General features: G+C 48.6%; 6 protein-coding genes. 3 read left to right on the top strand and 3 right to left on the bottom strand.

Annotated elements, in window-relative coordinates; all coding sequences use genetic code 11:
* The first annotated feature begins 68 nt into the window (after nucleotides 1-68).
* Nucleotides 69-866, top strand: coding sequence for a sulfite exporter TauE/SafE family protein (locus ACYVF1_RS22355; RefSeq protein ID WP_461083027.1), 798 nt, complete (start codon nucleotides 69-71; stop codon nucleotides 864-866).
* A gap of 55 nt (nucleotides 867-921) precedes the next feature.
* Complete coding sequence (locus tag ACYVF1_RS22350) at nucleotides 922-2,319, top strand: MBL fold metallo-hydrolase (protein WP_461083025.1); 1,398 nt, start codon at nucleotides 922-924, stop codon at nucleotides 2,317-2,319.
* Nucleotides 2,320-2,362: 43 nt separating this feature from the next.
* Here ACYVF1_RS22350 and ACYVF1_RS22345 read toward each other — a convergent pair whose 3' ends face one another.
* From ACYVF1_RS22345 to ACYVF1_RS22335, 3 genes are all read right to left on the bottom strand, one after another.
* Complete coding sequence (locus ACYVF1_RS22345) at nucleotides 2,363-7,711, bottom strand: fibronectin type III domain-containing protein (RefSeq protein ID WP_461083023.1); 5,349 nt, start codon at nucleotides 7,709-7,711, stop codon at nucleotides 2,363-2,365.
* A 208-nt stretch (nucleotides 7,712-7,919) separates the two neighbouring features.
* Nucleotides 7,920-10,763 carry a M16 family metallopeptidase gene (locus tag ACYVF1_RS22340; RefSeq protein ID WP_461083021.1) on the bottom strand — a complete coding sequence of 948 codons (2,844 nt, stop codon included), beginning with the start codon at nucleotides 10,761-10,763 and terminating at the stop codon, nucleotides 7,920-7,922.
* Between the two features lie 164 nt (nucleotides 10,764-10,927).
* Nucleotides 10,928-11,323, bottom strand: a complete 396-nt coding sequence (locus ACYVF1_RS22335) for a hypothetical protein (RefSeq protein WP_461083019.1) — start codon at nucleotides 11,321-11,323, stop codon at nucleotides 10,928-10,930.
* Between the two features lie 337 nt (nucleotides 11,324-11,660).
* Between ACYVF1_RS22335 and ACYVF1_RS22330 the strand changes: the two genes are divergently transcribed.
* Entirely contained in the window at nucleotides 11,661-13,457 is a 1,797-nt protein-coding gene (locus tag ACYVF1_RS22330; RefSeq protein WP_461083018.1) for a M61 family metallopeptidase, read from the top strand.
* Nucleotides 13,458-13,468: the final 11 nt, after the last annotated feature.

Below are 13,468 nucleotides of genomic sequence, written 5' to 3'. Positions count from 1 at the left end.
CATGTCGAGGGGTTTTTCATTCTCTATAGACTAAACATCTCAGGTGAGAAACGTAGTTTTGTCACTTAATGAGTACACAGGAACTATTCGGGTATGCATCAGCGATTGTCGTCGGACTGGTTATTGGTCTGGCGGGGGGCGGAGGTTCTATTCTGACGGTCCCTATTTTCGTTTACGTTTTTCATATCCCGACCATACTGGCTACTACGTATTCGTTGTTCGTTGTCGGTACGACGTCGTTTGTCGGTTCGCTGAATCACATCTGGGGCAAAAGGGTTGACCTGAGGGTTACGTTGGCGTTCGCGCTGCCTTCTTTTGTTTCGGTTTACATAAGTCGCCGATTTCTGGTACCTGCCCTCCCCGACCCCATGTTACGTATCGAGGGTTTTGTTCTGCCGAAAAGCGATGCTATTCTTTACTTTTTTGCCCTTGTTATGATTCTTGCCGCGCGTGCCATGATACGTAGCGACAGACCTGAAGAAGGCGAAGCGGCTGACGGCCGACCGCGCTACCAAAATCTGGCGCTTGATGGATTAGCCGTTGGGTTGCTTACAGGCACTATTGGCGCAGGCGGTGGTTTTCTTATCGTGCCCATGCTGGTTTTGCTGGCAGGCTTGCCCGTTCATCGGGCGGTTGCTACGTCGGTACTGATTATTGCGATCAATTCGTTCGTTGGTTTTCTGGGCGATATTCATCATACGGAACTGAACTGGAATTTTCTGTTGCCGTTTACGGGTTTATCTATCATCGGTATTTTCGTTGGGATGTATTTAGCCCGTTTCGTGGCCCCCGAAAAACTAAAAAAAGGATTCGGCTGGTTTGTGCTGGTCGTGGCAAGCTACATGATTCTAAGAGAGATTTTATAACGCGGATATTGCATCCGCAATGTATCTATCCGCGGATAATATATCCGCGTTACGTATGACCATCGAACAATTATACACGGGCTGTCTAGCCCAGGGCGCTTATTATATCGAAAGCAACGGCGAAGCCGCCATCATCGACCCACTTCGCGAAACGACACCGTACATTCGGAAAGCGCAAAAAGCCGGTGCCACCATTAAATATGTTTTTGAAACCCACTTTCACGCCGACTTCGTATCGGGTCACCTCGATTTAGCCCAGCAGACAGGTGCTACGATTGTTTATGGCCCCAATGCCAACACGAACTATCCAGTATATCTGGCCCACGACGGCGAGACGTTTGCGCTGGGCAACGTAACAATAAAAGTCTTACACACACCCGGTCATACGCTCGAATCCACTACGTATCTGCTCATTGACGAATCCGGAAACGATTACGCCATTTTCACCGGCGATACGTTGTTCATTGGCGACGTTGGCCGACCCGATCTGGCAATTAAAGGTAATTTAACTGAGCACGATCTGGCGGGTATGCTATACGACAGTCTCCACCAGAAAATCATGCCCTTAGCTGATTCCGTAATCGTGTATCCGGCACATGGAGCGGGTTCGGCCTGTGGTAAAAACATGAGTAAGGAGACGACCGATACATTAGGCAATCAGAAGCGTTTCAACTACGCGCTTCGGGCAAAATCGAAGGAAGAGTTCATCGAAAAAGTACTGGATGGCCTCACAACCGCTCCAGCCTATTTTGCCGAAAACGCCCGCCTGAACAAAGAAGGTTACGAATCCATTGATCGAGTACTACAACGCGGTAGTCAGGCACTCTCGCCCGAAGCGTTCGAAGCCGCCGTCAACGAAACAGGCGCTTTGGTGCTGGATGTACGTAACGCTGCTGATTTTGCAAAAGGCTTCATTCCCAACGCTATCAACATTGGTTTAAATGGCCAATTTGCGCCTTGGGTCGGTTCGCTGATTCCCGACGTAACACAACCGATTGCGCTCGTCACGCCCGTCGGTCAGGAAGAAGAAACCGTACTACGTTTAGCCCGCGTCGGCTATGACAACTGCATCGGTTATCTGGACGGCGGATTTTCTAGCTGGCAGCATGCCGGCAAAGAAGTAGATACAATCGAGTCAATTTCAGCCGAAGAATTCGCCGACCGTTGGTCACAAAACCCGAACGTAGCTGTCGTTGACGTACGGAAACCTGTTGAGTTTTCAGAGGAACACGTAACAGGGGCCGAAAACATGCCGCTCGATACGTTAAACGACCACATGGCCGAAATTCAACGTAACGAACCAGTCTACGTTCACTGCGCTGGTGGTTACCGATCAATGGTCGCCAATTCCATTTTGAAAGCGCGCGGTTTTCAGAACGTAGTGAACGTAGAGGGCGGCATGGCGGCCATCAGGCAAACCAACGTTCCGGTTCAGTCGACAGTTGCTAATTAATAGAACTACAATGCCATCACCCTAAGTAATGGCATTCGTAAAATCACTGTTTTAACCGCAAGGTAGCACCGCTTCCAAACGTAATTCGGGCACCAGTGCCATAACGTATCGTTAGTGCTTTTGCCGTATAATTCATTGGCACAGAGATCGCGTGGTTGAGTTCCACTAAATCTATTAAATCTGGTACGCGACCACATGACCAAATTGTCGGGTCGTTCCAAGAACCATCACGTAGCGTATACAAACCGAAAGGGCAATTGTTTACGGTTTTAAAAGAAGTCGTTAGCTGAAAGTTGCTTTCATCACCACACTGAGAACTAACCTGCCACTCATACGACGTATTATTCGTCAGACCAGTGAGCAGAAATTGAGTTTCGGTACTATTGGAAATCGTGTTCCATTCCGAATTACCAACGGCCCGCCACCGGAGCTGATACCCAACTCCGTCGCCAGAGTCATTCCAGCGGAGCCGAACGGACGTAGTAGTTAGGTCTTCCGTCCATAGTCGACTGGGTGAACTACAGCGCGTCAGGAAAAAATCCGACGTACCGAAGTCAGCCTGGCAATCGCTACGTATCTGCCATTCGTAAATCGTATTATTTGTTAATCCAGTCAGCTTGTATGGCAACGTAGTAATGTCCGTTACAGTCGTCCAGTTTGAATTGCCCAGCTTTCGCCAGCGTAGGACATAAAGAGGATAATTATCGGAAGACCAACTGAGTTGAGCGGAAGTAGCTGTTACATCTGGCTGATATTTATATTCATAGCCACCATAATAGCATTGCACCAGAAACTCTGCTGGAACGCTAGGACTATCTGAGCAGCCCCCACGCACCCGCCACTCATACGTCGTATTGTTGGTAAGCCCTGTCAATAAATACGGGGACGTAGCAGCCGGGATTGTCGTCCAGGAATTGCTTCCCACCGGTCTCCATTCGACCTGATACGTCGGTTCGCCCCCATCCCATATCAAATAAGTCCGATTGGGTTTTCCACCAGCGCTGCGCAGATTGGTCGGAGGTTTACACTGCGTTTTGAAGCGTGTTGGGCTGGTGTAAAGGGTGGATGTAGTCGGCTCGCAAACAGTGGCGACGGCCCATTCATAATCCGTATTGTTCGTTAAGCCGGTGAGTGCATACGTAGTACTCGTTATTCCGGAAATCGCCGTCCAGGCAGTTTCGCCAACGACCCGGTAGCGTATCGAGTAGATTGGTCCCGAACCAGCCCAGCTAAGTTGAGCAGCCTGAGGAGTTTCGTTACGTGTTTCGGTAGCGTATGGCATCTGACAAATCGTTCTGAATAGAGCGATTGGAGAAGCATTCATTACGTTGTCTGAGCACTTGGTCACTACCCGCCATTCATAGATCGTATAATTGGTCAGGCCAGTTAATGAATAGGTATTGCTGGTTATACCCGTTACTGATTGCCAGTCAGTAGCACCCGCTACTCGCCATTGTATCGTAACTGGCCAGCCGAGGGCAACCCAATTTAACCGAGCCGAGTTCGACCGAATTTGAGCGGTTGATAGATTAGATGGGTACAAACACGTCGTGGTAAAACTGGTGCTTGCTTCATGCGCTACGCCAGCGTTATCAACGTAGCTAACCCGAACGTCATAGGTCGTGTTTGGCGTTAAATCCGTTAGTAAATATCGCTTTGTTGACAGAGAACCCGTTGAGTTCCAGCTTCCGTTACGTGTTCGCCATTGCAGAACGTAGTTAGTAGCTTCAGGCCCATCCGACCAGTTGAGTCGGACTGTCTGATAAGACATACTATCCACTCGTATATTGAGAGCCGACGCACTACCAGGAGTAGTTATTGGATTCGAAAACCCAGGATTATCAGCCAGTGTGTTGACGTCACAGACTCCCCGAACCTGAAAATCGTAAGTAGTGCCCGGGTTCAGGTTCTTCACTAGATACGCGGAATTAGTGAGTCCATTGACAGTAATCATGTTAACCCAGGAGCCATTTTCGGCCCGGGAACGTACCAATAAATTTACCGCTGTATTATCAACTCTATTCGTCCAGCTTAGTAAGAATGAGCTGGAGGTAAGGTTGGAGACGTTGACATTCGCTGGATTTTGGCATTGCGTTATAAACGTACCAATTTGTGAAAACAGCGCAGTTCCACCTTCTCCACATTGGGTTTTTACGCGCCATTCATAATTCGCATTACCAGCCAAACCGGTCAGCAAGGCATTTCCCGACGTAATACCCGTCAGCTCCGACCAGATTACCCGGCCAACAATTCGGTATTGAACGGTATAGGTTTGGCCTGCCGACAGGTTTACAGCTGGCCAGTTAACCTGCGCCGTGTTATACCCCGGATAAGAGTACCCTACATAGGTAACTGCTGGACAGGCGGTTTGAAAGGATACCGGCGCTGAAAAGTCCGACAAAATGCCGTCACCACAGCTAGTAGCCACCCGCCATTCGTAAACAGTATTGTTTGTTAGCCCGGTTAGAGCGTATGTCATCTCAAGTCTTTCGCCCGGCACCGTTACGCTCGACCAGTTCGTTGTACCTACTACCCGCCATTGTACTACGTTCGAAGGCATGTATTGTGAATAATTTCGCCACCGTAACGTAGCGGAATTGGCATTCACCGAGGAGCCTATTGGCTGAGGTGAGGAGCAGGTCCAGACAAACGACGACGTAGCAGAGAAATCAGTGAAAACAGCGGGCGAACATTGCTTTCTTACTCGCCACTCATACGTGGTATTTGGCGTTAAGCCGGTGAGCGAATACGTCGTACCAATAATTCCAGAAATCGTAGTCCAGGCACCAGATGGGTTATTTCTGTATTGCAATTCGCTTACAAGATCAGCATTATAGACGCTAGTCGACCAGTCAAAATGTAATCGTACAGCGAAATTCGGTAATAAAGTCTGAGCCGGAACGTAGTTGGCATAACATCCTAACGTAGCAGTGAAAGTCGATGAATAATCGGAAACTACACCCGCTGAACACGTTTGCCGAAGCCGATATTCATAACTCAGGCCGGTTGTCAGATTTGTCAGGTCATAGCTATTCCCCGTAATTCCATTCACGTCGTTCCAAACGGAGCTTCCGACAGAACGCCACTGCAAACCATATTCGGTAGGTAAGGCAGACGCATACCAAAAAATCCTTAACGATGTAGTCGATTGCTGAACAGCATTAAAAGGCACTGGCGCTGAACAGTTAGAGTCGAAGGGCTGCCCATTCACAAAATCTGAATAAATCGACGTAGCACACTGCGTTCTAATCCGCCATTCATACGTTTTGCCAATCGGTAGATTATAAAGCGAATAGCTTTGGTTTGAATACCAGTTACCATCTTCAACAATTGGTTCATTCCCCTTTGTAACAATACTGATCCAAGTAGCCGCGCCTGTTTCACGGTACTGAATCTCAGTCAGCTTGTTTTTACTACTTTGCCACTCCAGCCGTACCGCATTGAAATTGATAGTCGACACTACAGGATTTACTGGTGTAACGCATTGCGTTTTAAATGTCTGCACCGGCGAAAAATCTATGGAGCAACCGGAGCCTACCCGCCACTCGTGGGTTGTATTATTAGCCAATCCGGTCAGTGATACGGCCGTGGTAGTCAGACTGTTTATCGATGTCCAGTCAGTTGTTCCCTGTATACGATACTGTAGCTCATAAAGAGACTGACCTTCGAACGCAAACCAACCAACTACAGCCGACGAAATGTCTACAGCAATTACGGATAGATATGATGGATTGGCGCATTGTAAAGAGAACGACTGGGTAAATGTAAATTCCGACATGGCAGTACTCGAACATACGCTCCGGACCCGCCATTCATACGTCGTACCCAGTTGTAATTCGGTCAACTTATAGCGAGTTGCCGCAATACCCGGCACGATCGACCAATTAGCTGCTCCAGCAGGTCGCCATTGAACTTCATAAGTTGTTGCCCCTCCCTGCGAATCCCACACAAGATCAATGGCTGTTCTCGTCGCATTCTCCGTCCGAAGAGAGCCAGGCGCAAGGCAATATACCGTATAGGGTTGCGCCATCAGGAAATTAGAATACTCGGTAGCCGAACACTGACTTCGCACGCGCCACTCATACGTCGCTCCAACCTGTAGGCCGGTCAAGAGGTAGCTATTTCCGGCAATGCCGGTCACCGACGACCAACTGGTTGTGCCTACAATTCGCCACTGAATTTCGGATAAACTAGTGATAGGCGAATCCCAGGTAAGGTATAGGCCGTTGGATTGTGATGCACTGGTAAACGTATACGTCGGAGCTGCGCATCGCGTCGTTATCAATTGCGTTGGTGTAAAGGCCGATGACACCGACGACGAGCAAACCGTTCGCACCCGCCATTCATACGTAGTATTGTTTATCAGACCAGTAAGGCTATATGGAGATTGTGCATTCGAAACAACGTTCCATGCAGCAGTTCCGGCAGCTCGCCACTGTAGCTCACCAGCAAACGTTTTCCATTCCAGCACAGCCGAATTATAGCTTACAGATCGTGTCAATACATCTGTAGGCAACGGGCAGCTAGTCTGCACTAATTGTACATCGGTAAAAGCCGATTTGTCCGTCGACGAGCAAGCCGTACGTACCTGCCATTCATACGTAGTGGAATTCTCTAATCCTGTTAGTGTGTACTCCGCCGACCTGATATTTTCTACCACCGTCCAGGCTGAGCTTCCGGCGCGTCGCCATTGAAGATCAAATGATACGTTGGTCTTGGGGTTATCCCAGGCTAATTCTACGGCGTCAGGATTAATTGCCTTCGCACGGGCATTGGCTGGCGGCAGGCAACGTGTGCGGAATGAGCTACCAATCAGAAAATCAGAATTCTCCGTAGCTGAACAAATAGTTCGAACTTTCCATTCGAACGATGTTTCTTCGGGCAGCCCCGCCAGGTTGAGAAAGTCGGTTGTCAAGCCACTGACGATGGTCCAGTTAAGATCGCCAGCCGCTTTCCAATGCACTTCAGATGTGGCACCGCTTACGGGCTGATGCCAGCTTAACTGCGCCGACTGATGGGTAATATTTGTTACGTTGCTTGGGTAGGGAGTCGCGCATTTTGTCTGAAAAGGTATTCCGTTTATGAAAACCGACGTATCGCCCACAGCACAAATTGTACGCGCACGCCATTCATACGTCGTGTTATTAGTCAGGTTTGTCAGGCTGGTTGAGTATGCAGTCAATACCGGCGAGATTGTCCATCCTGTACTTCCAGCAGCTCGCCACTGAACCTGAAACTTGTATGAAGGATCACCACTAAAATAACTCCACGTTAACGTAGCCGACTGATACGTAACATCGGCCGCAGCTAATGATTCCGGACCTCTACAATCTGCAAAGACCGACGTAGCGTAAACAAATCCCAGTACGAGAAGTAGGTAGCGAAATGGCATAGATGGATTCAGGAAGGTTATTTTACTACTAGAAAATGCAGCAAAAACTCCGCCAAATCATTACGTATTATTTCCTTTTTTTGGCCCATCAACGATACGTTCCAACCTGAAAATCAATAGCCCAACCAGAAATTTCCTGATCGGGCTATTACGTGTTTGGGCCAAGCTGGAACGGTCCGCCGTAGCGGCTTGGCCAAGAAAGTTTTTACTACTTCTTCTCAGGCATCAATACCAGTCGAATGTAATTCGAGCCGAAATATGTGTTGGCGGCCGCTTTCGTGCTTTCGACGGTCACCTTGTCTAACTGCTCTTTTTCGTGCAGGACTTCGTCGGGAGCGTCGCCGTTGTAGTATTGATTTTGCAGGTAGCCGAGCCAGAACTGATTGTCTTTCAGCTGTACTTCAGTTTCGCGACGGGTTTCGGCTTTGAATTTGGCAATATCGGTGGGAGCCGCGCCTTTCTGCTTCAAGTCGTTGATTAACTCCTGCGTTTTGGCAATCAGTTTCTCAACGTTGTCGGGCGAGCAACCGAAACTGATGCGGAACGTATAACGCGGAACCGGGTATTTCGCATAAGCGGCATTGGCCCCAACGCCATAAACACCCCCTTCTTCCTCCCGAAGTTTCTCTAACAGTTTGATTTCCAGCACTTCACTCAGGGCATCGAGTTGCGTAGCGACATCCGGCGACCACGTAATATCTCCGCTATAAACTAACTGCACCGACGCTTTCGGATCAAGTCCCCGATACACGGTTTTACTAATTTGGCCTTTTGGCGCACGAATTTCAAGGTCTTTGAATTTCTCGGTTTTGTCGGAAGATGGCAATCCCCCCAGATATTTTTCTACCAATGGTTTAAGTTGGTCTTCCTTGAAATTGCCGACGAAAAAGAACGTAAAATCACCACCGTTAGAAAAACGTTCTTCGTAGATTTTCAGCGCCTTGTCAAGGTCAATTTTGTCGAGATCGTCTGGTTTGAGTGGTTGCCGACGCGGGTTGTTATTACCCAACGTAACGGCTACCGTATCCTGAAATACTTTGGCGGGGGTTGGTGTATTGATCTGGTTTTGCAGACCGCTACGTTGGTTCGATAAAAAACCTTTCACTACGTCGGCGTCTTTACGAGGTTGCGTGAAATAGCTGTAAATCAACTGAAAAGCGGTTTCCAAATCTTTAGGAGCCGCGCTCCCATTGATGCCTTCACTCAATTCGCCAATATACGGATAAACGCTTACCTGCTTGCCCGACAAAAACTTACCCAACTGAATCTGACTGTACTCGCCCGTACCACCCATCGCCGTCAACGTAGAAGAAAAACGTGCCGACTGAAAATCCTTTAAATCATACAGCGACGTACCACCAAGGCTATTGGCCGAAAACAAAATCTGGTCGTTTTTAAAATCGGTGGGTTTCAGAATGACGCGCACGCCATTTTTCAACTTCCATTCCGTTACGCCGATGTCGTTGATTTTCTTAGCATCCACAACTGGCGAACCCGTCGGCATTTTTGCAAGTAGTGGACTACTGAGTGTTTTGTCTTCGTAGGCCGACAATCCCTTGCCCGATTCATCAATAAATGTCAAAATCTGCTCTTTGGTCGGGAGTTTGGCTTTGTCTTTTTCGGGCGCCATGACGATCACAGCCCGGTTGTCGTTGTGAATGAATAGATCAACCAGCGCGTTTACCTCGTCTACCTTGATGCCGTCCTGCACTTTTTTCAGGAAATTGTAGTAAAACTCGATACTCGTGTACGGCTCTTTATCCGTAAAATTCTGGACATATTCGTTCACGTAGCTGGACGAACGGGTTTTATTACGTTCGCTGTAGGCCTGCTCTACGTTGGTCATGAATTCCTGCTTCGCCCGCGCCAGTTCGGTAGCCGTAAAGCCAAACTGTTTCACGCGCGCATTTTCGTCCAGCACGGCCCGAATGGCTTTCTCTACGTTGCCTTCCTTCGCCACGGCAATCGACGTAAAGGCGTCAAGATTACCCAGGAAATCGCTGTAATTGCTGTACCCACCCAAAAACGGCGGATCGGCGCGTTGGGTCAACTCCTGAATCCGGTTGCCCAGCATGGTATTAAAAAAACCTCGTTTGATACTCTCACGAAGGTCATTCAAGTTTTTCTCCTTGATTTCAGGACGCTTGTAAATCACCTGAATCACCGTATTCGGCTGCTCGGGATCGGTTACAATAACAACTTTTGTATCCTTGTGCGCCGGGATTTCAAAGTCGGTACGTGGCTTCGGATTTTTCACGGCCGGAATCCGGCTGAATTTCTCCCGAATGATATCTTCGACCTCTTTTGTATCGAAATCGCCAACGGCGATAACGGCCATCAGATCAGGGCGATACCAGTCTTTATAAAATTCACGTAATGTCTCGGGCCGGAACGTAGTAAGCACCTGTTCAGTACCGATGGGAAGCCGTTTTGAATATTGTGAATTATTCAGCAAAGCCGGAAAATACTGATCGCGCATCCGCTGACCAGCCCCGCGCCCAAGCCGACGTTCTTCCAGCACAACGCCCCGCTCCTTGTCTACTTCAGTGGGGTCGATGGTTGCGTTATGTGCCCAGTCTTCCAGAATCTGAAAAGCTTCCCGAAACAGTTTGACCGAATCGGTTGGAACGGGTAACTGATAGACCGTTTCATCAAACCCTGTATACGCATTCAGATCGGCGCCGAAGCGAACGCCAGCCGTTTGCAGAAAATTGACCAGTTCGTTTTTTGGAAAATTTTTGGTGCCGTTGAACTCCATGTGTTCCATGAAGTGGGCCAAACCTTGCTGATTATCGTTTTCCAGCACCGAACCCGCCCGAATCACCAGCCGCAGTTCGGCGCGATTTTTCGGCTCCACATTTTTGCGGATGTAGTACGTCAGGCCATTCGGCAATTTCCCAACCTTAACAGCTGGATCGACAGGAATAGGAGTAGTTAGATTAAGGGCACTGGGAGCGGCTTTTGAAGCCGTTGTTTTCGGTTTAGGAACAGGCTGCGCCCATACGAACGTAGCACTCGCTAACAGACTCAAAAAGAGCGGGAAACGTACCATTAGTGGTTTAAAGAAATTGATGATTGGGACGAAGTTATTGACTTACCTGCGATTTACGAGGAGTAATTGATAAGCGGCAACAGACTCTGATTATCACTACGTTGCTCTGAGAATCGACAGTGCAGTTTTCATTTAATTAATAACGATGGACGCGCCCTAATCGTTTATCGTTTCCAGATCAGTAAGGCCGCGACCACAATTAAACCAATTACCGATAACCAGCAGATCGCAATGACCCAACGTATCGGAATTTCCCACATGGGCGCGTGGAGCAGTTGCGTTTCCTCATCGGGCGTTACGTTGCCATAGAAATTTCGGTCGCAGAAATCCATCCAGTCATCATAATCAGCGAAACGGGCCAGTGCATCAAGTAATCCCGCTGACGGATTGGCGGCTGATTGCCAGAACAACTGTAACTCCTGAGCCGCTACGTACTGCTGCGTGTGCCGTTCGATACGTTCGCTCAGTTGCGCAAAATCGCGGGGGCGCCAATGACTGGATGGCTCCCAGCGTAAAATTCGTTCGATTTGTTGCTTGAGGTCGGCGATCTGACGGGTCATGTTTTAAGAATACCACTTTTTCCGAATATCCACAAATCAAGGTATTACACCTACCATCCAATTTCACTGGCTGCGTAACCAAATTGATTAGTAAATTTGTAGTTACACCTTAAAATCTATTTGAGTTCGAACAATCGTCGCGTAGCGACCAAAGGTTTGTAGATAAAAAGAGATTTCATCCCATCCCCCGTCGCATAGCGACCTAACAGAACCCAGCTAAGGTTAGGTCGCTACGCGACGGGGAGTTACTGGAAGTAATTGGTTCTATAAACCTTTGGTCGCTACGCGACGATTACGTTCGCATATACAACTTCTTACTTCCAGCAATACCATTTTCATGAAAAAACAGACGCTTTTCCTTTTCCTGATTGCTTTTTCGTTAACCCCAGTCCTGCGGGCAGCTCCGCCATCGGTGCTCAGCTATGAAGTGAACCTGAACGACCGCGCCGACGATAACTTTAAGGTCACTTTACACGTAGATGGCCTGAAACCCGAAAATGCTGTGTATCAGTTCGCTGCCACGGCTCCCGGTACGTATCAGGTGATGGATATCGGCCGATTTGTAAAATCCTTTCAGGCATTTGACAAGAAAGGTAAAGAACTAAAAACCGAACACATATCGACCAATCAGTGGAAAATTGAGCAGCCCGAACAGGTTCGTGAAATTCGCTACAGTATTGCCGAAACATGGGATACGAAAGTCGATAAAGATGTCATTTACCGCATGTGTGGTACGTCGATTGAGCAGGATCACGTATTAATTAACGGTCAGGGCGTATTTGGTTTTCCGGCGGGCATGCAGGGGGCGCCACTAGCCGTGAAGCTAAACTATCCATCTGGCTGGGAGGTTGGAACAGCCTTGGAGAAAAACAATAAAGGATATTACCTGGCTGATAATTACGACCGTATCGTCGATTCACCCATTCTGCTGGGCCGCCTGACCAAAGCGCAAACGACCGTTGGCGGGGCAGCTATTGAGTTGTATACGTATTCGAAATCGGATCAGGTTACATCGAAGCAGTTGCTCGATGGGATGCAGTCGATGCTCAATGCAGCCGGTCAGTTTCTGAAGCAGTTGCCGGTGAAGCGCTACGCTTTTCTATATCATTTCGAAGATGAATCGTGGGGAGCCTGGGAGCACTCGTACAGCTCGGAGTACATCTTCAAAGAAGAACCTTATTCGGCACGTTTGGCTGCTCGCGCTACCAGCATTGCGGCTCACGAGTTTTTCCACGTAGTAACGCCCCTCAATATTCACAGCGAACTTATTCAGCAGTTCAATTTCGTAACGCCCACACCCTCAGAGCATTTGTGGCTATATGAGGGCATAACGGAATGGGCCAACGGCGCCATGCGGCTTCGGGGTGGTCTGATTGATTTGCCGGAATATTTACAGGAAATGAGTCAGAAAGTGCAGGTTGACAAGCAGTTAGACACTACATATAGTTTGTCGAAACTGGCTCTCACTTGTTATACACCTGAGGGTCAGCGGCAGTACGTCAACATCTACAATAGGGGTGCGCTGGTTGGTGCGCTGCTCGATATTCGGTTGCTGGAATTATCAGGTGGAAAGCGCGGTTTGCGGGAAGTGATTAACGAGTTGGCCACTGCGTATGGTCCGAATCGCCCGTTTCCAGAGAAAGAGTTTTTCACTGTTTTCGCGCAGAAAACGTATCCCGAAATCGCGGACTTCTTTAATCGCTACGTTAAAGATGCTCAGCCGCTACCGCTGAAAGACTATTTTGGCAAATTGGGTATTCGCTACGAACCAGCCGTCAGCACTGGTAACAAGCTTCCTTCGCTCGGTATGCGACTCGTTCCAGCAAACGACACGATACGTTTAAGACAAGTCAGTGAACCACTCCGTCAGGCTGGTTTGCAGGACAATGACGTACTGGTTAGTTTTAATCAGCAGGCAGTTAGCCCCGCCACGTTCGCTACTCTACGCAGTCAGGTCAACAGCTTAAAAGCGGGTGATGCGTATGAAGTAACGGTGCTTCGGAATGGTCAGTCGGTAACCGTAAAACCGACGATGCAGGAAATTGACGAGGTCAAAAAATACAGCTTCGAACCTGACGCACAGGCAACTGCGCAGCAGCTTCAGCTTCGCGGCCAGTGGCTAAAGAATTTGTAAGGTAAAAATGG

The organism is Spirosoma flavus (assembly GCF_054778555.1).
Note: the sequence above shows the minus strand (reverse complement) of the source record. Positions and strands in the feature narration are given on the sequence as shown.

What these genes read in the sequence shown, in the direction of transcription:
- ACYVF1_RS22350 (WP_461083025.1), top strand. Translation starts at nt 922, where the DNA reads ATGACCATCGAACAATTATACACGGGCTGTCTAGCCCAGGGCGCTTAT.
- ACYVF1_RS22340 (WP_461083021.1), bottom strand. Translation starts at nt 10,763, where the DNA reads ATGGTACGTTTCCCGCTCTTTTTGAGTCTGTTAGCGAGTGCTACGTTC.
- ACYVF1_RS22345 (WP_461083023.1), bottom strand. Translation starts at nt 7,711, where the DNA reads ATGCCATTTCGCTACCTACTTCTCGTACTGGGATTTGTTTACGCTACG.
- ACYVF1_RS22330 (WP_461083018.1), top strand. Translation starts at nt 11,661, where the DNA reads ATGAAAAAACAGACGCTTTTCCTTTTCCTGATTGCTTTTTCGTTAACC.
- ACYVF1_RS22355 (WP_461083027.1), top strand. Translation starts at nt 69, where the DNA reads ATGAGTACACAGGAACTATTCGGGTATGCATCAGCGATTGTCGTCGGA.
- ACYVF1_RS22335 (WP_461083019.1), bottom strand. Translation starts at nt 11,323, where the DNA reads ATGACCCGTCAGATCGCCGACCTCAAGCAACAAATCGAACGAATTTTA.